The 20,102-nt window shown below is 69.5% G+C and carries 23 protein-coding genes; 13 read left to right on the top strand and 10 right to left on the bottom strand.

From position 1 onward, the window contains the following. Positions 1 to 202 precede the first annotated feature (202 nt). Both FIV50_RS01620 and FIV50_RS01625 read left to right on the top strand, forming a co-directional pair. Positions 203 to 937 (top strand): GntR family transcriptional regulator, encoded by a 735-nt coding sequence (locus FIV50_RS01620; RefSeq protein ID WP_140035897.1) that lies wholly within the window; start codon positions 203 to 205, stop codon positions 935 to 937. A 1-nt stretch (position 938) separates the two neighbouring features. After that, positions 939 to 1,640: a GntR family transcriptional regulator gene (locus FIV50_RS01625; RefSeq protein WP_140035898.1), complete on the top strand. Its 702-nt coding sequence runs from the start codon at positions 939 to 941 to the stop codon at positions 1,638 to 1,640. Between the two features lie 102 nt (positions 1,641 to 1,742). Here the strand turns inward: FIV50_RS01625 and FIV50_RS01630 are convergent, their stop codons facing one another. Both FIV50_RS01630 and FIV50_RS01635 read right to left on the bottom strand, forming a co-directional pair. After that, positions 1,743 to 2,336, bottom strand: a complete 594-nt coding sequence (locus FIV50_RS01630) for an FMN-binding negative transcriptional regulator (RefSeq protein ID WP_140035899.1) — start codon at positions 2,334 to 2,336, stop codon at positions 1,743 to 1,745. Positions 2,337 to 2,349: 13 nt separating this feature from the next. Then, the gene (locus tag FIV50_RS01635; protein WP_140035900.1) at positions 2,350 to 3,285 is read right to left on the bottom strand and encodes a DMT family transporter; all 936 of its coding nucleotides are present in this window, start codon (positions 3,283 to 3,285) and stop codon (positions 2,350 to 2,352) included. Between FIV50_RS01635 and FIV50_RS01640 the strand changes: the two genes are divergently transcribed. Further along, positions 3,284 to 4,690: an aminotransferase-like domain-containing protein gene (locus FIV50_RS01640; RefSeq protein WP_140035901.1), complete on the top strand. Its 1,407-nt coding sequence runs from the start codon at positions 3,284 to 3,286 to the stop codon at positions 4,688 to 4,690. The two genes, FIV50_RS01635 and FIV50_RS01640, sit on opposite strands and share 2 nt — an antisense overlap. A 149-nt stretch (positions 4,691 to 4,839) precedes the next feature. Here FIV50_RS01640 and FIV50_RS01645 read toward each other — a convergent pair whose 3' ends face one another. After that, positions 4,840 to 6,927 (bottom strand): APC family permease, encoded by a 2,088-nt coding sequence (locus FIV50_RS01645; RefSeq protein ID WP_140038582.1) that lies wholly within the window; start codon positions 6,925 to 6,927, stop codon positions 4,840 to 4,842. 100 nt (positions 6,928 to 7,027) lie between these two features. Beyond that, positions 7,028 to 7,387 (bottom strand): nuclear transport factor 2 family protein, encoded by a 360-nt coding sequence (locus tag FIV50_RS01650; RefSeq protein ID WP_140035902.1) that lies wholly within the window; start codon positions 7,385 to 7,387, stop codon positions 7,028 to 7,030. Between the two features lie 98 nt (positions 7,388 to 7,485). Here FIV50_RS01650 and FIV50_RS01655 point away from each other — a divergent pair, with 98 nt between their 5' ends. The 5 genes from FIV50_RS01655 to FIV50_RS01675 all read left to right on the top strand — a co-directional run bounded on the left by FIV50_RS01655 (position 7,486) and on the right by FIV50_RS01675 (position 11,210). After that, complete coding sequence (locus FIV50_RS01655) at positions 7,486 to 8,184, top strand: GTP pyrophosphokinase (protein WP_140035903.1); 699 nt, start codon at positions 7,486 to 7,488, stop codon at positions 8,182 to 8,184. 61 nt (positions 8,185 to 8,245) lie between these two features. Beyond that, positions 8,246 to 8,518: a hypothetical protein gene (locus FIV50_RS01660; RefSeq protein ID WP_140035904.1), complete on the top strand. Its 273-nt coding sequence runs from the start codon at positions 8,246 to 8,248 to the stop codon at positions 8,516 to 8,518. Between the two features lie 84 nt (positions 8,519 to 8,602). After that, positions 8,603 to 10,243: a molybdopterin-dependent oxidoreductase gene (locus FIV50_RS01665; RefSeq protein ID WP_140035905.1), complete on the top strand. Its 1,641-nt coding sequence runs from the start codon at positions 8,603 to 8,605 to the stop codon at positions 10,241 to 10,243. 41 nt (positions 10,244 to 10,284) lie between these two features. Then, positions 10,285 to 10,773, top strand: coding sequence for a MogA/MoaB family molybdenum cofactor biosynthesis protein (locus FIV50_RS01670; RefSeq protein WP_140035906.1), 489 nt, complete (start codon positions 10,285 to 10,287; stop codon positions 10,771 to 10,773). Then, positions 10,770 to 11,210, top strand: coding sequence for a molybdenum cofactor biosynthesis protein MoaE (locus tag FIV50_RS01675; protein ID WP_140035907.1), 441 nt, complete (start codon positions 10,770 to 10,772; stop codon positions 11,208 to 11,210). The genes FIV50_RS01670 and FIV50_RS01675 overlap by 4 nt, the downstream gene beginning before the upstream one ends. Before the next feature lie 171 nt (positions 11,211 to 11,381). Here FIV50_RS01675 and FIV50_RS01680 read toward each other — a convergent pair whose 3' ends face one another. From FIV50_RS01680 to FIV50_RS01695, 4 genes are read right to left on the bottom strand one after another with little or no spacing between them, the layout of a single operon-like run. Next, positions 11,382 to 11,615 carry a MoaD/ThiS family protein gene (locus FIV50_RS01680; protein ID WP_140035908.1) on the bottom strand — a complete coding sequence of 78 codons (234 nt, stop codon included), beginning with the start codon at positions 11,613 to 11,615 and terminating at the stop codon, positions 11,382 to 11,384. Further along, positions 11,612 to 12,091 carry a cyclic pyranopterin monophosphate synthase MoaC gene (moaC, locus tag FIV50_RS01685; protein WP_140035909.1) on the bottom strand — a complete coding sequence of 160 codons (480 nt, stop codon included), beginning with the start codon at positions 12,089 to 12,091 and terminating at the stop codon, positions 11,612 to 11,614. Before moaC ends, FIV50_RS01680 begins: the two co-directional genes overlap by 4 nt. Beyond that, positions 12,088 to 13,335 carry a molybdopterin molybdotransferase MoeA gene (locus tag FIV50_RS01690; protein ID WP_140035910.1) on the bottom strand — a complete coding sequence of 416 codons (1,248 nt, stop codon included), beginning with the start codon at positions 13,333 to 13,335 and terminating at the stop codon, positions 12,088 to 12,090. The genes moaC and FIV50_RS01690 overlap by 4 nt, the downstream gene beginning before the upstream one ends. After that, positions 13,332 to 14,099: a HesA/MoeB/ThiF family protein gene (locus FIV50_RS01695; protein ID WP_140035911.1), complete on the bottom strand. Its 768-nt coding sequence runs from the start codon at positions 14,097 to 14,099 to the stop codon at positions 13,332 to 13,334. The genes FIV50_RS01690 and FIV50_RS01695 overlap by 4 nt, the downstream gene beginning before the upstream one ends. A gap of 150 nt (positions 14,100 to 14,249) precedes the next feature. Between FIV50_RS01695 and FIV50_RS01700 the strand changes: the two genes are divergently transcribed. Genes FIV50_RS01700 through FIV50_RS01715 form a run of 4 tightly spaced genes read left to right on the top strand, consistent with a single transcriptional unit; the run spans position 14,250 to position 17,251 of the window. Then, on the top strand, positions 14,250 to 14,642 hold the full coding sequence (locus FIV50_RS01700; protein ID WP_140035912.1) for a TOBE domain-containing protein: 393 nt from the start codon (positions 14,250 to 14,252) through the stop codon (positions 14,640 to 14,642). Position 14,643: 1 nt separating this feature from the next. After that, positions 14,644 to 15,414: a molybdate ABC transporter substrate-binding protein gene (gene modA, locus FIV50_RS01705; RefSeq protein ID WP_140035913.1), complete on the top strand. Its 771-nt coding sequence runs from the start codon at positions 14,644 to 14,646 to the stop codon at positions 15,412 to 15,414. Next, positions 15,411 to 16,199, top strand: coding sequence for a molybdate ABC transporter permease subunit (gene modB, locus FIV50_RS01710; RefSeq protein ID WP_140035914.1), 789 nt, complete (start codon positions 15,411 to 15,413; stop codon positions 16,197 to 16,199). The genes modA and modB overlap by 4 nt, the downstream gene beginning before the upstream one ends. Continuing rightward, positions 16,196 to 17,251, top strand: a complete 1,056-nt coding sequence (locus FIV50_RS01715) for a sulfate/molybdate ABC transporter ATP-binding protein (protein WP_258184366.1) — start codon at positions 16,196 to 16,198, stop codon at positions 17,249 to 17,251. The genes modB and FIV50_RS01715 overlap by 4 nt, the downstream gene beginning before the upstream one ends. Before the next feature lie 45 nt (positions 17,252 to 17,296). On the opposite strand, the gene FIV50_RS17580 is transcribed toward FIV50_RS01715, so the two are convergent. Beyond that, positions 17,297 to 17,458 carry a hypothetical protein gene (locus FIV50_RS17580; RefSeq protein WP_181164297.1) on the bottom strand — a complete coding sequence of 54 codons (162 nt, stop codon included), beginning with the start codon at positions 17,456 to 17,458 and terminating at the stop codon, positions 17,297 to 17,299. Positions 17,459 to 17,682: 224 nt separating this feature from the next. Here FIV50_RS17580 and moaA point away from each other — a divergent pair, with 224 nt between their 5' ends. Beyond that, positions 17,683 to 18,768, top strand: a complete 1,086-nt coding sequence (gene moaA, locus FIV50_RS01720; RefSeq protein WP_140035916.1) for a GTP 3',8-cyclase MoaA — start codon at positions 17,683 to 17,685, stop codon at positions 18,766 to 18,768. 116 nt (positions 18,769 to 18,884) lie between these two features. On the opposite strand, the gene FIV50_RS01725 is transcribed toward moaA, so the two are convergent. After that, positions 18,885 to 20,099: an amidohydrolase gene (locus FIV50_RS01725; protein ID WP_140035917.1), complete on the bottom strand. Its 1,215-nt coding sequence runs from the start codon at positions 20,097 to 20,099 to the stop codon at positions 18,885 to 18,887. Positions 20,100 to 20,102 lie beyond the last annotated feature (3 nt).

Genomic DNA, 20,102 nt, shown 5'->3' on the forward strand with positions numbered 1-20,102 from the left:
TCCGGCGCCGGCCCCGGGTAGGGAAAAGGGCAGCGACTCAGGTCACGGGATCTGGGGGAGGTCCGCAGCACGACATGGGGAGTGTGTGCCGGGTGAGGGTCGCTGCCCTACGCCTCAACGCTACGCACATCACGTCCGATCTGGTGAAATTTCAGTGCCTGATGTATGGTGCGTCGGCATGACACCGGCATAAAGTGTGCCCGTGGGCGACATCAGCGCATCTCTGCCGATTCGGCCGCGGCAGCTGATCCGCGACCAGGTCTTCGCCACGCTCGCCGAAGAGATCATCTCTGGGCGCATGCAGCCCCTCGAAGAGATCCGCGACCAGGATCTGCAGGCCGAATACGGCGTCTCCCGCACGCCCATCCGCGAAGCCCTGAACCGCCTCGCCGACCTCGGGCTCATCGAAGTCAGCACCAACCGGTTCACTCGCGTCGCCCCGGTCGATCTCGACGCACAGGCCGACCGCGTCGAGACCGCCGTCGCGATGATCGGATACTGCGCGGTCAAAGCCGTGCCGACCTACACCGACGAGCAGGTCGCGTCGCTGCAGGAGCGCATCGACGGACTGCTCGCCGCCGGCCTCGCAGGAGCCTCCACCCGCGAAGGTCTCAGCCTCTGGTATGCGCTGTGGGGTGAGATCGTGCTGAGCGCCCACAACCAGACGATGATCGACATCCTCGACGGGCAGCTCGCCCTGCACCTGACCAGAACCGTGCCCGCGCAACCGGTCGCCGCCGAGCTCGTCGACTTCATGCGCACGGGTCTCGAGCAGCTGCGCGCGCTGTTCGAGCGACGAGATGGCATCGGCGTACGCGAGATCATCGAACCGCTGTTCCTGAGATCGACGATCGATCCGCTCCGCGCGGCGGCTGCGTTCGCCGCCGCATCCGCCTCCAGCGACCCGACACGCATCGGCCGATCACCCGGGGAATGACATGCCCGACCGGCGGATCGACAGACTGAACTCCACGCGACTGCTGGGAGGGGTCGAGCAGCCACTGCCTCTCATCACCTCGAGAGCGGATGCCGTCGTCGACTCACTCGCGCACTCGATCGAGTCGGGCGAACTGGCCCCCGGCGATCCCCTGTCGGTCACGGCCCTCGTGCAGCGCCTCAACGTCGCCGCCGGCACCGTGCGATCCGCCCTCGGCGCACTCGAGGCGATGCACCTGATCGACCACCGACTGAACAGGGCGTCGGTCGTCGTGACACCGACCCCCGCGTGGTTCGTCGCCGTCGCCGCCGAATGCTCGGGCCTGTCGATCGCGGCGGCCGACCTCGGAATCGCGCAGGCGACCGAGGCGCAGATCGCCGAGTTCGCCACGAGGGCGGCGACCGTCAGAGAGCTCTGGGAGACCGACGACAACGACCAGGCCGTCGGGGCAGAGGGACTGTGGGAGCTGCTCGACCTGCTCGCGGCGTTCTCGCGCAATCGATACCTGAGCACCCTGCACGCGTCGAAGAGACCGGCGCTGGTGCTCGGCATCCGCTCGCTCTGCCGACCTCGCAACCCCGCGATGCTGCGATCGGTCGTCGACGCGCTCGTCACCGCCGCGCGCGATCGCGACCGTCTCGAGGCGACCGACCTGGTGAGAGACCTCTACACCTTCGTGGTCGACGGAGTCACAGACCTCTGACCCGCTCCGGTCGCAGTCTGCGTCGCTCGGACGGACCCGAAGCGGCACGAACTGCGACTGGAACGTACGAGTGGCAGGGGCGAGGGCAGGCGCGAGATGGGCTCAGACGCGCCGCATCTCGGCCGCGAGTGCCGCGTTCGTCTCGTCGAACCGCCCGGTGATGTTGTCTCGCACCTCGGGAGACTTGTTCTGGCTCAGCTTGGCGCGCGCATCGAAGCGGTCGACACGCATCCTCAGGCCCACGGTGCCCTTCGCCGCGCGACGCGTGCCGGCCTCATCCTCCGACAGGCTGCGCCCGTGCGGGGTGCCCTTCTCGAAGTGGTCGGTGAGCTGCGCGAGCATGGCGTAGTTCTCCTCCTCGCTGAGGATCTCGGGTGTGCCGTAGAGGTGGGCCGTGACGTGGTTCCAGGTCGGCACCAGGTCTCCCGGCGCGTAGAGGCTGGGCGACACGTAGTCGTGCGGGCCCTGGATGATCACGAGCACTTCGTGGTCTCCCAGCTCGTGCAGCTGCTCGTCGGGGCGGCCGAAGTGACTCGCGATCACGATCTCGTGCTCGTCTTCGATCAGCAGCGCGGGATAGTGCGAGGCGACCAGTCCGGTGCTCGCGGGCGACACGAACGTGGCCCACGGGTTGCCGCGGATGAGGCGCTTCACCTCGTGTGGGTCGGTCATCAGGTAGCGGGGCGTGTGGCGCATGAGAAATCCTCTTTCAGGGGTTTGTGGCGGGTCGGGGACGGTTCAGACGAGTGCGCACCGCGAGAGCGGCGCACAGGATGACGGCTATGCCGCCCAGTGCGGTGGGCCAGCCGATCTGCTCGTGAAGAAGCAGTGCGGCCCAGGCGATGCTCATCACGGGCTGAACCAGCTGGATCTGGCTGACAGGGGCCATGGGCCCGATCGCGAGCCCGCGATACCAGGCGAAGAATCCGAGGAACATGCTGACCACGGCGAGGTAGGCGAAGGCGAGCCATTGCACGGGCGAGGCGGTCGGCGGGTCGGTGAACGCCGAAGCCAGGCTCAGCGCGAGCATCAGCGGCGCCGCGAGCACCAGCGCCCACGAGACGGTCTGCCATGAGCCGATCTCTCGCGCGAGCAGCCCGCCCTCGGCGTATCCGATGGCCGCCGCGAGCACCGCCCCGAACAGCAGCAGATCGGCCCAGTGGAGTTCGCCGAGACCGCCGTTCTGCAGCGACGCGAAGACGACAGCCGCGGCGGCACCCAGGGCGGCGAACCACCAGAACTCTCGTCCGGGATGCTCTCGAGTGCGCAGCACCACCATCACGGCGGTCGCTGCCGGCAGCAGGCCGATCACCACGGCGCCGTGGCTCGCGGGCGCAGCGGTCATCGCGAACGACGTCAGCAGGGGGAATCCCACGACCACGCCGCCGGCGACGATCGCGAGTCGCCACCACTGCGCCCTGGTGGGCGGATGCTGACGCGTCGCCGCCAGCGCCAGGGCGGCGAGTGCTGCGGCGACGACCGCGCGGCCGGATCCGATGAACAGCGGCGAGAGGCCGCCGACCGCGATGCGGGTGAAGGGGAGAGTGAAGGAGAAGGCAGTGACGCCGAGGAGACCCCACCAGAGTCCGGCGCGTGAGGATAGCGGTGTACGCGGCCGGACGATAACGCTACTCTGTTCCTTCATGAGTGAGGATAGCAGTGACCGGATCGTGGCCGGACTCCGTCGGTGGATCGCATCGGCTCCACCGGGCGCCCGCGTGCCGTCGAATCGTGCCCTCGTCGCCGAGTACGGTGCGAGTCCCGTCACCGTGCAGAGGGCCATGGCACGCTTGGCGCGACTGGGTCTGGTCGACTCGAGACCGGGGGCGGGCACGTTCGTGCGGGCGCAGCGACCGCCCCGCGCTGCGGACTACGGCTGGCAGACATCCGCCCTCGGGGCGCCTCCCGCCCGACTGGCCGGCCTCACCTCGACGCAGCGCACCGTCGCCCCCGATGCGATCGGCATGCACTCGGGGTACCCCGCCGTCGAGCTGCTTCCCGAGCGGCTCGTCCGCCAGGCGATCACCCGCGCGGCACGCACCTCCGCGGCGCTCACCCGCTCCCCGGCCGCCGGGCTGCCCGAACTCCAGGCGTGGTTCGCCGCCGAGCTCGCAGCATCCGCACCGGCAGACGTCACGCCGGCATCCGCGAGAGACGCCCTCGTGATCGCGGGCAGCCAGAGCGGGCTGAGCTCGATCTTCCGGGCCGTGGTCGGTGCAGGCCAGCCGCTGCTGATCGAATCGCCCACCTACTGGGGTGCGCTGCTCGCCGCTGAGCAGGCCGGGGTCGTCCTGGTGCCGATCCCCTCGGGTCCGCACGGCCCGGATCCGGATGCCGTCGAGCGCGCCTTCATCGAGACCGGGGCTCGCGCGTTCTACGCGCAGCCCACGTTCGCGAACCCGTCCGGTGCCAGGTGGCCCGCGTCGACAGGCCTCGCCGTTCTCGAGAGCGTGCGACGACACGGTGCCTTCCTCATCGAAGACGACTGGGCGCACGACCTGGCGATCGACGGCGAGCCATCGCCGCTCGCCGCGCTCGACGACGACGGCCACGTCGTGTATCTCCGTTCGCTGACCAAGAGCGTGTCACCGGCGCTGCGGATCGCCGCGGTGATCGCCCGGGGGCCGGCGCGCGAGCGCATCCTCGCCGACCGCGCCGCCGAGTCGATGTACGTGAGCGGGGTGCTGCAGGCGGCTGCCCTCGACGTGGTGACCCAGCCCGCATGGCGGAGCCACCTGCGCGGGTTCCGCGATCAGCTGCGGACTCGGCGCGACCTGCTGCTCTCGAGCCTCGCCGAGCACGCTCCGACCGCGACCGTCGATGTGGTTCCCGCCGGCGGCCTCAACCTGTGGGCACGGCTTCCCGACGGAACCGATGTCGACGCGGTCGTCCGGGAGTGCGAGTCCCGCGGACTCGTCATCTCGCCCGGGGCGGAGTGGTTCCCGGCCGAGCCTTCGGGCGCCTATGTGCGCCTCAATTACGCCCACGCCGACCCGTCACGGTTCACGGAGGCGGCCGAGATCCTCGGCGGTGTCCTCGCGGCATCCTGACGGCTGCCCCATCGAGCGGCCACCTCGTCGAAGCCGACATTGCCGACTGAGACCCACCGCGTGCGCGTGGGTCTCAGGCAGAAAGGTGGGTCTGGTGCAGAAAGGTGGGTCTCGGGCGAGAAGGTGGATCTCGCCGGAAGGGCGGGCAATCAGCTCTCCGGCGGGCCCTCGGGGCGGTGCGCGCGACGACCCTGCACGACGACCGGCCGTCCTGCGCGCTCCTGCCCGGGCAGCGGTCGCGAGCGCCGACCGTAGATGAGCTCCGACGAATCGAGCAGCCACGGCACCAGCGTGATCGAGACCCCGTGCACGAGCATCAGCTGGTTGGCGAGGCGACGCGAGCGCCGGTTGTGCAGGAACGTCTCCCACCAGTGCCCCACGATGTACTGCGGCAGGTAGACCGTGACCACCGACGAGCCGTGCTTCTCGCGGTACTGGGTGATGAACTGCGTCACCGGCTGCGCGAACGACCGGAACGGCGACTCGACGATCACCAGCGGGATCGGCACCAGGTGGTCGGCCCAGTCCTTCTGCAACTGCGCGGCATCGTCGGATGCCACGGCGACGTGCACCGCCAGCGTCTTGCCGTGCTTGGCGGCGACCGCATAGTCGATCGCCTTGATGACCGGTTTCTGCAGGCGGTTGACGAGCACGATCGCCAGGTCGCCTGTCGCGCCGAACTTCGTCGTGTCGTCGATCGCGATCTCGTGCTCGACGTCGCGGTAGTACCGCTTCACGCCCATCATCAGGAACGCCAGCACCGGGATCGCGAAGAACACCAGATACGCGCCGTGCGTGAACTTCGTGATCGTCACGATCAGCAGCACGGCGACCGTCATCGCGGCGCCCACCGAGTTGATGATCAGACCGATCTTGGCCGAGCGGCGATCGGATGCCGAGGCGCCGTCGACCCCCGAGCCCGGCGTCTCCTCAGCCGGGCCGCGAAGGATGCGCCTCCAGTGACGCACCATGCCGATCTGCCCGAGCGAGAACGACACGAAGACGCCGATGATGTACAGCTGGATCAGCGTGGTGAGCTTCGCCTGGAAGATCACCAGCACGGCGATCGCCGCGATGCCGAGCATGATCATGCCGTTCGAGAACACCAGGCGGTCGCCGCGGGTGTTCAGCGACTTGGGGGCATAGCCGTCACGGGCGAGCACCGAGCCGAGCAGCGGGAAGCCGTTGAACGCCGTGTTCGCCGCGAGCAGCAGCACGCACGCGGTCGCCGCCTGGATGATGAAGAACAGGATGCTGCCGCCACCGAACGTCGCCGAGGCGATCTGCGCCATCAGGCTCGGCTGCGGGTTCGAGCAGTCGAACCCGATCAGGTCGCACGAGTTCTCGGCGTAGTGCACGCCGGTGATCAGCGCGAGCGCGGTGAGACCCGCAAACAGGCAGGCGGCGATCGAGCCCATCAGCACGAGCGTGGTCTGCGCGTTGCGCACCTTGGGCGTGCGGAAGGCGGGCACGCCGTTCGACACCGCCTCGACGCCGGTGAGGGCCGAGCATCCGCTCGAGAACGCGCGCAGGATCAGGAGGATGACGGCGGCCTGGCCGAGGTCTTCGGAGTGCACGGCGAACTCGGCGCTCGACGCCACCGGCGCATCACCGAGGAACGTGCGGAAGAGCCCCGTCACGATCATGAAGCCGACCGAGCCGATGAACACGTACGTCGGGATGGCGAAGACGAGCGAGGCCTCGCGCACCCCGCGCAGGTTCACGATGATGATCAGGATCACGAATCCGACCGCGAGCTCGACCCGCGCCGGGTCGAGCCCGGGCACGGCCGAGATGATGTTGTCGACACCGGAAGCGACCGACACGGCGACCGTCAGCACGTAGTCGACCAGCAGGGCCGCCGCCACGATGACGCCGGGAATCTCGCCGAGGTTCTTCGAGGCGACCTCGTAATCACCGCCACCCGACGGATAGGCCTTGATGAGCTGGCGGTAGCTGAGCACCACGACGATCAGCAGCACGACGACGGCCACCGCGACGATCGGCGTGAACGACAGGAAGGTGAGACCGCCGATGAGCAGGATCATCACGAGCTCCTGGGGCGCGTAGGCGACCGAGCTCAGCGCATCCGACGCGAAGATCGGCAGTGCCATCTTCTTCGGGAGCAGCTGATCATCGACCTGCGCGCTCGTCAGCGGGTCGCCGATCAGGATGCGCTTCACGCGAGGAGGAGCGTCTGTGTTGCCGCGGGTTTCTTCTGACACGTCGGGCGACACTACGCTCTCGAACGCTTCCCTCACGGGTTCCTCACGGAATCCCTACGGGTGCTCGGGCGTCCCTAACGGAATCCTCACGGCCCCCGGGTGCCGGTCTCCGTCAGTCCTGATGGGGGCGGGGCATGTACCACTCGGTGAAGGCGGTCGCCCGCCCCTCCGCATCGAGTCGGACGATCCAGAGGTTCACGTAGTCGCGCTCGTCCGGATACTTCGTGCGCCCCTCGATCACGACGAATTCATCGTCTTCGCGCACTATCCACCAGTCGAACGTCCACGTGTCCGGTTCGTCGAGGTCCTCGAGCCAGCCCGCGACGATGTCGGCTCGGCCGACGCGCGGCTCGGCGTCGGGGCTGGTGAGGTAGATCGCGTCTTCACTGAAGAGCGCGGCGATCTGCTGTGGATCGTTCGACCTCCAGGCCTCGACGTACGCCTCGGTCCACTTCTCTCCTGCGCTGGTCATGTCCTCCGTTCTAGACCCGGCCTCCGACATCGTCAAGGTTCTCGACTCCATCGACGATGCACAGCCACTTCCGATCACGGACGGATAACGTCGAAGGCATGACGTCCCTTCAGGTCACCGACGACGCGATCCAGCAGACTCGGGAGCTCCGCGACGAGTTCCAGCGCTTCCTGCGCGAATACGAGTTCGGCATGCGGGAGGTCGAGACGAAGATCGGGATCCTGCGCGACGAGTTCACGCACCACCACGCATACAACCCGATCGAGCACGTCAAGAGCCGGTTGAAGACTCCCGACAGCATCGTCGAGAAGATCGCCCGCAAGGGCATCGCCGAGCCGGACTTCGAGCGCATCCGCTCGGAGATCACCGACATCGCCGGCGTGCGCGTGACCTGCAGCTTCGTCGCCGACGTGTATCGCCTGTTCGACCTGCTCACCGCACAGGACGACGTCACGGTGCGCACCGTGAAGGACTACATCGCCACTCCGAAGGAGAACGGCTACAAGAGCCTGCACGCGATCATCGAGGTGCCGGTGTTCCTGTCGACCGGGGCGCTCGCGGTGCCGGTCGAGGTGCAGTTCCGCACGATCGCGATGGACTTCTGGGCCAGCCTCGAACACAAGATCTACTACAAGTTCTCGAACCAGGTGCCCTCGCACCTCGTCGAGAGCCTGACCGATGCGGCCGAGGCCGCCGCGGAGCTCGACAGTCGGATGGAGCGCCTGCACCGCGAGGCCCACGGCGTGCCGCAGCGCCAGCTCGCGCCGCCGCCCCCGCCGCACGTCGTGCAGGTCTGACCCGCCGCCCGCGAGCGCGGCGGTGTTGCCCGCAGTCGCACACCCCTGGGAACATGGGCAGGTGGTGAAAACGCAGCAGCCCCCGGTCTCCGACGTCGAGCAGATCATCGGGGAGCTCCCCGGTCTCGATGATCGCGGGCGCCAGCTCTGCGAGTGCGACCACGGTGACGACGAGGCGTATGCCGCGTGCGGACGCAAGGCCAAGTGGCGCGTGACCGTCGACTGCGTCTGCGGGGAGAACCACCCTCGTCGTGTCGAGATCCTCTGCTCCAGATGCCTGCGCACCCTGCGTCAGCTGCAGGACCGCGACACCATCACCGCGCGCCGCCTCTAGCGACAGCTCTCACGCGACCATCCGTTCGCGTCTCCGCTCCGAACAACCGCTGACCACACCGTCGGCGGTGCGAAGGAGCAGACCATGGCACAGCGCAGCAAAGACCCTCAGCGCAGCAAGGGCAGACGATTCATCTTCTGGGCCGCACTCTCGGGTGTGATCAGCGGAGCCGTCTTCCTCGCCACCGCCGAGCTCTTCGCGCTGATCTTCGCGCGCTCGGCGAGTCCGATCCTCGCGGTCGGCGGGTTCGTGATCGACATCGTGCCGCAGCCGTTCAAGGAGTTCGCGATCGCGACCTTCGGCGAGTACGACAAGATCGCGCTGCTGGTCGGTCTCGGTCTCGCGGTGGTGATCGCGTCAGCGATCGCCGGAATCCTTCAGCTGCTCCGTCCCCCGCTCGGCGTGATCGCCCTGCTGGTCGCGGGCGCGCTCTCCACCGCGGCGATCGTGACCAGGGCGGGTGCCACGCCCCTCGCGTTCCTTCCTCCCGTTCTCGGAACCATCGCGGGCTCGATCCTCATCGTCCTCCTGATCCGCCGTCTGAAGACGTGGAAGGTGTCGGCCGTTCCTGTCGTGATGACCGACCGCAAGGGCGAGGGTCTCGTCGCGACCGGCTCGGAGACGGTGGGCCAGGATGCCGAGCAGCCGCCGAAGGCGATGGGGCGCCGTCAGTTCTTCATCCTCGCGGGCATCGCCAGCGCCTCCGCCGTCGTGGTCGGCATCGCCTCGCGTGCGGTGAGCATGACCGTCGCCTCCGTGGCGACGATCCGCGAGGCGCTCACGCTGCCCTCGCCGAAGTCGACCGTGACCGTGCCGAACGGCGCCGAGCTCGACATCCCCGGCCTCACCCAGCTCTTCACCCCCAACAAGGACTTCTACCGTGTCGACACGGCGTTGACGGTGCCCACCATCGACCCCAGCACCTGGCGCCTTGTGATCGACGGCATGGTCGATCAGCGGGTCGAGATGAGCTTCCAGGACATCCTCGACATGGGCCTCGATGAATACGCGATCACCCTCACATGCGTCTCGAACGAGGTCGGCGGCGACCTCGTCGGCAACGCGAAGTGGCTCGGTGTGCCGCTGCGCGATGTGCTCGCGAAGGCCGGCGTGAAGTCCGGAGCCGACATGGTGCTCTCGAAGAGCGTCGACGGCTACACCGCGAGCACGCCGCTGTCGGCGCTGACCGACGACAACATCGACGCGATCCTCGCGGTGGGCATGAACGGCGAGCCGCTGCCGCTCGAGCACGGGTTTCCGGTGCGCATGGTCGTGCCCGGTCTGTACGGCTACGTGTCGGCGACGAAGTGGCTCACCGAGCTGAAGGTCACGACCTTCGACAAGGATGAGGCCTACTGGACTCCGCGCGGCTACAGCGCCGAGGCGCCGATCAAGTTCGCCTCGCGCGTCGACACCCCGAAGGTCGGCCAGGCGGTCGACGCCGGACGCATCCCGATCGCGGGTGTCGCCTGGGCGCAGACCGTGGGAATCGAGCGCGTCGAGGTGCGCATCGACGAGGGCGATTGGATGCCGGCGACGCTGTCTGCCCCGGTCAACGAGAACACCTGGGTGCAGTGGTTCATGGAGTGGGATGCCACTCCCGGCACGCACTATGTGGCTGTGCGGGCGATCAACAAGAACGGCGACATGCAGATCGAAGAGCGTGCGCCGATCGCCCCGAACGGCTCTTCGGGCTGGCAGCGGTCGCTCATCCGCGTCTCGTGATGTCGGCGCGTCCCGCCGGCTCTCGCCCTAGGGTGGGAGCCATGACGTCGCTCCCCGCCTGCGTGATCACCGTCTCCGACCGCTCATTCGCGGGCGAACGAGAAGACCGGGGCGGACCCATCGCGGTCGGCCTGCTGAGGGATGCCGGGTGGCACTGCCCGGATGCCGAGGTCATCGCCGACGGGGCGACCTCCGTCGCCGACGCGCTGCGTCGGGCGGTCGCCCGTGGCGTGCGGCTGATCGTGACGACGGGCGGAACCGGCGTGGGCCCGCGTGACCAGACCCCGGAGGGCACGCGTCGGGTGATCACCCGCGAGGTTCCGGGCATCGCAGAGGAGCTGCGTCGCAGTGGTCTGGCCGACACTCCGCTGTCGGTGCTGTCTCGCGGCGTCGCCGGCGTCGTCGACCCGGCAGGAGTCCTCGTGGTCAATCTTCCCGGGTCGCCTCGCGCCGTGGCATCGGGGGTTCCCGTCGTGCTGACCGTCGCCCGACACGTGGTCGACCAGGTCGAGGGCGGTGACCACTCGTGAACGAGGTGCGGATCGCCGCGATCTCAGACGAGCGTCTCGACGTCGACGCGCACCTGGCCGCCGTCGACGACCCTGCCCTGGGTGGCGTCACGACCTTCATCGGCCGCGTGCGCGACAACGACCCCGACGCGGCGACTGCCGTGGTCGGGCTCGAGTACAGCTCGCACCCCGACGCCGAGTCGACGCTGCGACGCATCGCCGAGCAAGCGGCAGCGGATGCCGTCGGCGACGCCAGGGTGGTGGTGGCTGTGAGTCACCGCATCGGTCGCCTCGACGTCGGCGACGCGGCCGTGGTCATCGCGGTCGCCGCGGAGCACCGGGCGGAGGCCTTCGACGTGTGTCGCGCGGTGATCGAGGACATCAAGACGTCGCTGCCCGTGTGGAAGCGTCAGGTCGAGTCCGACGGGTCGACGTCGTGGAAGGGCATCGGCGGCTGAGCTGCGGCCCTGATCAGCCGCGGCGGCCGGCTCAGCCCGTGCGCTTCCGAAGTCCGTGTGCGCTTCCGAATGCCGTTTCCGGCATCCGTGGACTTGCGAAGCGCACAATGACTTGCGAAGCGCGCCCCCACGTCCGCCGTCCCGCGCGCGACGGTCACATGCGCGGAAGCGTCATCCCCCGGCGAAGGGCGGCAGCACGTCGATCAGCTGAGCGTCGTCGAGCGATCGGTCGTCGTCGCTGCGTACGCCGTCGACCATGACCGCGCAGCGCGGAAGGATGTCGGCGAGCGCCGGATGGTCCGCCACGACCGCGGCGCGGAGGGCCTCGAGCGAGGTCTCGCCGCGTTCCTCAGCGTCGACGCCCGCGGCCTCGGCGGCGGCGGCGAAGTATCGCACCCGGGTCATCGCGATTCTCCCTCGCGCACCCAGTCGCCCGAACGGCCGCCCGACTTAGCGACGATGCGCACGTCTTCGATGACCACAGACCGGTCGAGGCCCTTGATCATGTCGACGATCGCGAGCGCACTCACCGAGACGGCCGTGAGGGCTTCCATCTCGACGCCCGTGCGGTCGGCGGTGCCGACGGTCGCCTCGACGTGCACACCGTCGTCGACGATGTCGAGCTCGACGTTGGCCCGGTGCACGCCGATCACGTGCGCGAGCGGCAGCAGCGTCGGGGTCGACTTCGCGGCCTGGATGCCGGCGATCCGGGCGACCGCGAGCACGTCGCCCTTGGGTGCGGTGCCGTCACGCAGCGCCGCGATCACGTCGGCACTGCAGCGCACGAAGCCGCGCGCGGTGGCGGTGCGGACGGTCGGCTGCTTGCCGGTCACGTCGACCATGTGGGCGTGGCCGGCCGAGTCGAGATGCGTGAAGCTCATTCGACCAGCATGACATCGATCGCATCGCCCACGGCGACGGCCTCGACCTCTGCGGGCACGATCGCGAAGGCGTGCGCACGGGCGAGACCGCCGGCGAGATGCGAGCCAGAGCCGCCGGCGGTCGCCGGGCGCACAGTCCTGTTCGCGAGGTCGACGACGGCGGGAAGGTACTGACGCCGCCCGGGAGGGGTGGTCCAGGCAGCATCGGCGGTGAATGATGCGCGAGGGCGATGGATCTCGGTGCGACCCTGCAGCGCGAGCAGCGCCGGCCGCACGAAGACCTCGAACGACACCGCGACGCTCACGGGGTTGCCCGGCAGGCCGAACACGAGGGTGCCGGTGTCGAGCACACCGAACGCCTGCGGCTTGCCCGGCTGCATCGCGACGCTCGCGAACTCGACCTCGCCGCGGCCGTCGAACGCTCCGCGGACGGGCTCGTAGGCGCCGGCGCTCACCCCACCCGTGAACACGATCACGTCGGCACCGCGCTCGACCGCCGTCGCCGTGACGGTGCGCACGGCCTCGGCGTCATCGGCGACACGGGCGGCGAGCACGACCTCGGCGTCGGCATCCGCGACGAGCATCTCGAGCAGGGGACCGTTGGAATCGGGGATGCGGCCGCGGGTCGCAGTCTCGCCCGGCTCGAGCAGTTCGCTGCCGGTCGAGACGACGGCCACCCGCGGCGCTCGGGTCACGGTCACGTTCTCGACCCCGGCGGCGACGGCAGCCGAGAGCTGGAAGGCGCCCAGACGCTCGCCGGCATGCACCACGGCATCCCCGGCTCTCAGGTCGGCGCCACGGCGACGGATGAAGGCTCCGGCAGCGGCCGGCGCGCGCAGCACACGCACGTCTCCCAGGGAGTCGGCGAGACCGTCGGCAGTGTCTTCGAAGGGCACGATCGCATCCGCCGCGGTCGGGGCAGGCGAGCCGGTCATGATGCGCGCGGCCTGGCCTGCCGCGAGTGGCGGGTCGTCAGACACCCCGGCAGGCAGGTCTGCGACGACGCGCAGCACGACCGGGTTCTCTTCGGATGCCGAGGCGACATCCGCCGCTCGCACCGCGAAGCCGTCCATCGCGGAGTTGTCGAAGAGGGGGATGTCGTGGGCTGCCGTCGCGGGCTCGGAGAGGGTGCGGTGGGCGGCGTCGCGGATCGCCCGTGTCTCACCGCGCAGGGTGCGCACGGCGTCGAGCACGCGGGTGAGCTGCTCTTCGACCGACCGGCGGCCTCCGCCCGCGGCGCTCATGCCGACACCGCCGAACGGATCGCGATCTCGTGCTGTCTCGAAGTGAGGGCGTCGATCATGGCGAGGCGTCCGAGCAGCGGCTCGCCCGCGCCGGTGACGAGTTTGACGACCTCGCCCGCCAGCATCCCTCCGACCTGCACGCACAGCGCGCCGAGCACGCCGACCTGCGCGCAGCTGGGTGGCTCGCCTTCGGTTCCGAGCGGGAAGAGATCGGTCAGCACGACCGGATCGTGCTCGGGCGGGTTCGACCAGAACACGGTGGCCTGGGCGTGCCACTCCTGCACGGCTCCCCAGACGAGAGGGATGCCGAGGGCCTCGGTCGCGGCCGCGACGTCGCGGCGCGTGGCGAAGGAGTCGCTGGTGTCGACCACGATGTCGGCACCGGCGAACAGGCGCCCGGCGTTCTCGGAGTCGAGTCGCTCGGCGGCCAGCAGCACCTCGGCGTCGGGCGACAGAGCGGTGATCGCGCGAGCGGCGGAGGCGGTCTTGGGGCGGCCGATGTCCTCGACCCGGTGCGCGAGCTGCCGCTGAAGGTTGGTGAGCTCGACCACGTCGTCGTCGATCACGGTGATGGTGCCGATGCCGGCCGCTGCCAGCGCGAGCAGCACGGGGGAGCCGATGCCACCCGCTCCGACGACCGCGACGTGGGCGGCCGAGAGTCGGCGCTGCCCCTCTTCGCCGATGCCCGCGAGCACTGCGTGCCGAGCCGTGCGGACGAGCTCCGCCGGATCGAGGGCGGGGGCGGGGGTGACGAGCGGCTGCATGGCACCAGGCTATGCCCGGGGTGCGACGTTGCGGTGAGCTGAGCGAGATTCGTCGTTGTTCAGGACTGAACGAATACGGACGAGGTGTTGTTCATCCGCAGATGCGGTCGATTCTGCCTTCTGCAACCGCATTCGCGGTAATGTTCACGCATGCAGACCTTTCGAATCGCCCGCGCCGCGCAGCTGCTCGGCGTGAGCGACGACACCGTGCGGCGCTGGGTCGATCAGGGGCTGCTTCCGACCACGGATGCCGTGCCTGCCGAGATCCCCGGTGATGCCCTCGCAGCGCGGGCAGTCGAGCTGGCCGATGAGGCACACGAGACGAGCGACGCCCACTCGAGCGCCCGCAACCGCTTCGTCGGCATCGTGACCCGTGTGCAGATCGACGGTGTGATGGCGCAGGTCGACCTGCAGTCCGGCCCGCATCGCGTCGTCTCCCTCATGTCGGCCGAAGCGGCACGCGATCTGCACCTCGAGGTGGGGTCTCTGGCCACGGCATCGGTCAAGGCGACGCAGGTCGTCGTCGACGTGCCGAAGGGCTGACATGCGCCGCACGCCGCGCAGAACCATCGCGATCGCACTGGCTGCCGCCGCGCTGGCGCTCAGCGGGTGCGCGGCTGGGAGCCAATCGCCGACCGAAGGCGCCGGGGGCGCGGTGAGCGGCGATCTCACGGTCTACGCCGCTGCGTCGCTGTCGGGCGCCTTCGACGAGATCGGCGACGCGTTCGAGCAGGAGAATCCCGACGTGCGGTTCACCGGCGTGTACGACGGCTCGTCGACGTTGGCCACCCAGCTGCTCGAGGGTGCACCCGCCGACGTGTTCGCCTCGGCGGACGAGGCCACCATGCGCAAGCTCGAGGATGCCGCGGTCGACCCGACCCTGTTCGCCTCCAACACTCTCGTGATCGCGGTTCCCGTGGGCAACCCTGGCCGCGTCGAGACCCTCGCCGATCTGGCCGACGTCACGACGGTGCTCTGCGCACCCGAGGTTCCCTGCGGCGCGGCATCCACGACCCTGTTGTCGTCGACCGGAGTCGATGTCGACGCAGCGAGCCTCGAGCAGAACGTCACCGCGGTGCTCACCAAGGTCGCAGCCGGTGAAGCGGACGCCGGGCTCGTCTACGCCACCGACATGGTCGGGCGTGACGATGTCGAGGCGATCGTGCCCGACGGCGCCGACGAGGTCGTCAACCACTATCCGATCGCAGCGCTGTCTGAGGCATCGAACTCGGCCGGCGCTGAGGCGTTCATCGCGTTCGTGCTCTCCGAAGAGGGCCAGCGGATCCTCGCCGACCACGGCTTCGGGGCGCCGTGAGCGCCGCGGGATCGCACGGATACGCGCCGCGCACGCTGGCGATCCCGGCGCTGATCGGCTTGGCGTTCCTCATCCTGCCGCTCGCGGCTCTCGTCGCCCGCGTCGAGTGGTCGACCTTCATCGCCGACGTCACGTCAGAGGCCGCACGCTCGGCGCTGCTGCTCTCGCTCGGCACGGGGCTGATCGCGACGCTGCTGTGCATCGTGATCGGTGTGCCGCTGGCACTGACGATCGCCCGCTCGGGCCCGCGCCTCGCCGCCGTGCTGCGGGCGGCCGTCACGGTGCCGCTCGTGCTGCCGCCGATGGTCGGCGGCGTCGCGCTGCTCTACCTGTTCGGACGAGCGGGGTGGTTCGGCGGTCTCGGTCTCTCGTTCAGCACCCCGGCCGTCGTGCTCGCGCAGACCTTCGTGGCGCTGCCGTTCCTGGTGCTGGCGGTCGAAGGTGCCGTGCGCACCTCCGGCGTCGAGTACGAGCGCACGGCCGCGGCGCTGGGCGCCGGACGCTGGACGATCCTGCGCCGCATCACTCTGCCGCTCGCGGCGCCCGGCATCGTCGCCGGGGTGGTGCTCTGCTTCGCTCGCGCGATCGGCGAGTTCGGCGCCACGGCGCTCTTCGCCGGCAACCGCCCCGGGGTCACGCAGACCATGCCGCTCGCGATCTACACCGCCTTCAACGGCGCAGGCGTGACGCAGGGGGCCGCAGTCGCCCTCGCGCTTCTGCTGCTCGCCACCGCGATCCTCGTGCTGCTGCTCGTGCGCGGATGGCGTCCCGGGGCGGCGCGATGACCGGCGCCGAGGGCCTTCGTGCCCACGTCGTCGTGCAGCGTGAGCACTTCGTCGTCGACGTCTCGTTGCAGGTGCCCGCCGGCGCGACCGTGGCCGTGATGGGTCCGAGCGGCGCGGGAAAGTCGACGCTGCTGCAGGCGATCGCCGGACTCCAACCGCTCGATGCCGGAGAGATCGCGGTCGAGGGGCGCGTCGTCGATCGTGTCGAGAAGCCGCGGCTGCGCACCGAGCCGATGCGCCGGGAGGTCGTGCTGCTGGGGCAGAAGCCGAGGTTGTTCCCGCATCTGTCGGCGCGCGAGAACGTCGCGTTCGGCCCGCGCGCTGCGGGCACGGACGCACGCGCGGCCCGTGCGGGTGCCGACGACTGGCTCGCGCGCGTCGGGCTCCCCGGGTCCGGAGAGCGGATGCCGCACGAGCTGTCCGGGGGTGAGCAGCAGCGCGTCGCCGTCGCTCGGGCACTCGCCGCATCTCCCAGGGTCGTGCTGCTCGACGAGCCGCTCGTCGCCCTCGACCCCGAAACAGCCGGCGACATCAGGCGGATGCTGCGCGACCAGCTCGTCTCGACCACGACCGTCGCGGTCACTCACGATGCGGCGGATGCCGTCGCGCTCGCCGACCGGTTGATCGTCGTCGAGTCGGGCCGCGTCACCCAGTCGGGGCTGGTGCGCGATGTGCTCGCCGCCCCGGCATCCGGTTTCGTCGCCTCCATCGCCGGGGTCAACCGCCTGGTCGGGGTCGCGAGTGGGGGAACGTGGCGCAGTGGCGACGTGCGGCTGACCAGCGCGGATCCGGCCTCGCGTGCGCTCGCGGCGACCGACGGTGCCGCGCTCGCCGCGGTCTTCCGCCCAGGGGATGTGCGGGTCGCCGAGGCTGGCCAGGAGTCGTGGCCGGCTGTGGTGACGCGGATCGAGCCCACGCTGGGGGGCGTGCGCGTGCACACCGATGCCGGGGCCGTCGACCTGTCGCTGGATGCTGCCGGAGGGGTGGCGGTCGGCGATGGGATCCGGCTGCGGATCGACCCGGCGCTGGTGCGGTTCGTCTCGGTGCTCTGAGCTGCAGCCAGCTTCGTGATCAAGTACCCCGCCGTGCTGAAGAAGCTATTCCGTCATGCCCTCGTTGACAGCTTCGGCACGAAGGGTGAACCCGCCGAGCTCGATCGCCCTCGTGGCAGCCCGCATCGACTCTTCGATGCTGTCTGTGGACGCACGCGCCTTCTCCGACTGCACGAACTCGACGACGATCTCATGGTCCCCCGGCATCGGAACGACCGCGAGTTCGAAGTCGCTGCCGTGCGTTTGCAGAAGTGAAGTGAAATGGATTCAAGCTATCCAGGTCTCGGGGGGGCGAGCAAGAGGGATGGGAAGAGTCGACCGAGTAGATGACCCCGTGGAGACCTGGCAATATGCCGGTGCTCCCGGCGGTGCGAACCCCCGTGCCGTACGCGCGGGTAGTCTCGGAACATGTCGGGGAGTGGGGAAGCGCGATGACGGCCGTACCGGTCGTGATCGGTGTGCGCTCGCCGAATCCCGTGATCGCAGCTGGTACCGCGCCCGCATCGCAGGGCCTCGTCGACACCCACGGCCGAGTCCACCGCGATCTGCGCATCTCGCTGACCGATCGCTGCTCGCTGCGCTGCACGTACTGCATGCCCGAGCAGGGCAACGAATGGCTCGCGCGCACCAGCATCCTGTCGACCGACGAGATCGTCGAGGTGGCGCAGGTTGCGGCCTCGCTCGGCATCCGTACCTTCCGCCTCACCGGCGGTGAGCCGCTGCTGCGTGCCGACATCGTCGAGGTCGTGCGGCGGGTCGCCGCGATCGAGGGCGAAGACGGACCCGTCGAGGTCGCGATGACCACGAACGGCATCAGCCTCGCGAAGAAGCTGCCCGACCTGATCGACGCCGGCCTCACGCGCCTGAACATCAGCATCGACACGGTGGATCGACAGCGCTTCGCCGACCTCACTCGGCGCGACCGCATCGACGACGTGTTCGAGGGCATCGCGGCAGCGGCGGCATCCGAGCTGCGTCCGCTCAAGCTCAACACCGTCGCGATGCGCGGTGTGAACGACGATGAGCTTCCCGAGCTGGTGGCGTTCGCGATGGAGGTCGGTGCGCAGCTGCGCTTCATCGAGCAGATGCCGCTCGACGCCGGGCACACGTGGGATCGCGCATCGATGGTCACGCGCGAGGAGATTCTCGAGAAGCTCGGCGCACGGTGGAACCTCGAGCCCGTTCCCGGGCGCGGCGGAGCACCGGCCGAGAAGTGGCGCATCGACGGCGGCCCGCACGAGGTCGGAGTGATCGCCTCGGTCACCGCCCCGTTCTGCGGTGCATGCGACCGGCTGCGCCTGACGGCCGACGGTCAGCTGCGCAACTGCCTGTTCTCCAATGCCGAATACGACCTGATCGGGGTGCTGCGCGGCGACGGAGCATCCGAGTCCGATCGGCGTGCCGGCGGGATCGCCGACATGCTGCGCTCGTGCGTGCACGGCAAGCTGCCGGGGCACGCGATCAACGACCCCTCATTCCTGCAGCCGGCCCGCGGCATGAACGCCATCGGCGGCTGAGTCAGCGCCGCTTCGCGTTCACAATTCAGCAGAGAACGCGCGTTCCGCGCGTCCAGAGTGCGGATCCGGCGCAGTTCCGGCTGTTGATGCTGAATTGTGAACGGCGAGAAGACGCCTCAGTCGAGGAACTCTCGCGCAGCCGCCGACAGTGCCGTGACGCCGACCTCGATGGTCGGGTGGATCTCGGGCGCGAAGAACGGCGAGTGGTTCGTCGGGATGTCCTTGTCGAGTGTCCCGGCCGCCGCGGACTCCGCGAACTTCGCGGCGTCGATCCCGCCCCAGAACCAGAACACCAGGGGCGCGCCGGTGTCGCGGGCGAACCACGAGACGTCCTCGCTGCCGGTGAACATGCCGGGGTCGATGACGGCAGCCTCGCCGAGCGCACGCTGCAGCGCCGACGTGACGCGTGCCGTGGCATCCGCATCGTTGATCGTCGGCGGCAGGGTGTGGTCGGTGCGGATCTCGGGCTCGCGCTCGGCTCCGGATGCCGCAGCCTCGGCGCGCACGATGCGCTCGACGCTCGCGAGCACCTTGTCGCGCATCTCGTCGTTCGGGTAGCGCAGGCTGAGCTCGAGCTTCGCCTCGGCGGGAATGATGTTGTTCTTGAGGCCTGCGTGAATCGAACCGACCGTCACGACGGCGACGTCGCGGGGGTCGACCTCGCGCGAGGTGATGGTCTGCAGTCGCATGACGGTCGCGGCCGCCATGACGACGGGGTCGATCGTCGAGTGCGGGCGCGAGCCATGACCGCCGCGACCGTGCAGCACGACGGTGAGGCCGTCGGATGCCGCCATCTGCGTGCCCGGGCGCACGCCGATCGTGCCGGCGGGCAGGGGAGTGACGTGCTGGCCCAGGACGACATCGGGGTGCGGCACGAGGTCGCGCAGCCCGGCGTCGAGCATGGCGCGGGATCCGGCTCCGTACTCCTCGGCCGGCTGGATCAGCACGACCACGGTTCCAGACCAGTCGGCCTTCTCGGCGACGAGCTTCTCGACCGCGCCGATCATGGCGGTGACGTGCATGTCATGACCGCAGGCGTGCATGACGGGCACGGTGTTGCCGGAGGGGTCGATGCCGGTCGCGGTGCTGGCATAGGCGAGGCCGGTCTCTTCGCCGACGGGCAGCGCGTCCATGTCGGCGCGCGCCCACACGACGGGGCCTTCGCCGTTGCGCAGGATGCCGACCACGCCGGTGACGCCGATGCCCTCGTGCACCTCGAGGCCGAGATCCCGCAGGTGACCGGCGGCGATGCCGGCGGTGCGCGTCTCCTGGAACGAGAGTTCAGGGTGCTGGTGCAGGTCTGTGTAGAGCGCTTCGAGGTCGATCGTCATGGC

Origin of the sequence: Microbacterium foliorum, from assembly GCF_006385575.1 — a bacterium.
Classification (GTDB): Bacteria; Actinomycetota; Actinomycetes; order Actinomycetales; family Microbacteriaceae; genus Microbacterium; species Microbacterium foliorum_B.

What these genes read in the sequence shown, in the direction of transcription:
- modA (WP_140035913.1), top strand. Translation starts at nt 14,644, where the DNA reads ATGCGCCGCACGCCGCGCAGAACCATCGCGATCGCACTGGCTGCCGCC.
- FIV50_RS01655 (WP_140035903.1), top strand. Translation starts at nt 7,486, where the DNA reads ATGACGTCCCTTCAGGTCACCGACGACGCGATCCAGCAGACTCGGGAG.
- FIV50_RS01650 (WP_140035902.1), bottom strand. Translation starts at nt 7,387, where the DNA reads ATGACCAGCGCAGGAGAGAAGTGGACCGAGGCGTACGTCGAGGCCTGG.
- FIV50_RS01695 (WP_140035911.1), bottom strand. Translation starts at nt 14,099, where the DNA reads ATGCAGCCGCTCGTCACCCCCGCCCCCGCCCTCGATCCGGCGGAGCTC.
- moaC (WP_140035909.1), bottom strand. Translation starts at nt 12,091, where the DNA reads ATGAGCTTCACGCATCTCGACTCGGCCGGCCACGCCCACATGGTCGAC.
- FIV50_RS01630 (WP_140035899.1), bottom strand. Translation starts at nt 2,336, where the DNA reads ATGCGCCACACGCCCCGCTACCTGATGACCGACCCACACGAGGTGAAG.
- FIV50_RS01635 (WP_140035900.1), bottom strand. Translation starts at nt 3,285, where the DNA reads ATGAAGGAACAGAGTAGCGTTATCGTCCGGCCGCGTACACCGCTATCC.
- FIV50_RS01690 (WP_140035910.1), bottom strand. Translation starts at nt 13,335, where the DNA reads ATGAGCGCCGCGGGCGGAGGCCGCCGGTCGGTCGAAGAGCAGCTCACC.
- FIV50_RS01640 (WP_140035901.1), top strand. Translation starts at nt 3,284, where the DNA reads ATGAGTGAGGATAGCAGTGACCGGATCGTGGCCGGACTCCGTCGGTGG.
- FIV50_RS01670 (WP_140035906.1), top strand. Translation starts at nt 10,285, where the DNA reads ATGACGTCGCTCCCCGCCTGCGTGATCACCGTCTCCGACCGCTCATTC.
- FIV50_RS01665 (WP_140035905.1), top strand. Translation starts at nt 8,603, where the DNA reads ATGGCACAGCGCAGCAAAGACCCTCAGCGCAGCAAGGGCAGACGATTC.
- FIV50_RS01625 (WP_140035898.1), top strand. Translation starts at nt 939, where the DNA reads ATGCCCGACCGGCGGATCGACAGACTGAACTCCACGCGACTGCTGGGA.
- FIV50_RS01680 (WP_140035908.1), bottom strand. Translation starts at nt 11,615, where the DNA reads ATGACCCGGGTGCGATACTTCGCCGCCGCCGCCGAGGCCGCGGGCGTC.
- moaA (WP_140035916.1), top strand. Translation starts at nt 17,683, where the DNA reads ATGACGGCCGTACCGGTCGTGATCGGTGTGCGCTCGCCGAATCCCGTG.
- FIV50_RS17580 (WP_181164297.1), bottom strand. Translation starts at nt 17,458, where the DNA reads ATGCCGGGGGACCATGAGATCGTCGTCGAGTTCGTGCAGTCGGAGAAG.
- FIV50_RS01700 (WP_140035912.1), top strand. Translation starts at nt 14,250, where the DNA reads ATGCAGACCTTTCGAATCGCCCGCGCCGCGCAGCTGCTCGGCGTGAGC.
- FIV50_RS01725 (WP_140035917.1), bottom strand. Translation starts at nt 20,099, where the DNA reads ATGACGATCGACCTCGAAGCGCTCTACACAGACCTGCACCAGCACCCT.
- FIV50_RS01715 (WP_258184366.1), top strand. Translation starts at nt 16,196, where the DNA reads ATGACCGGCGCCGAGGGCCTTCGTGCCCACGTCGTCGTGCAGCGTGAG.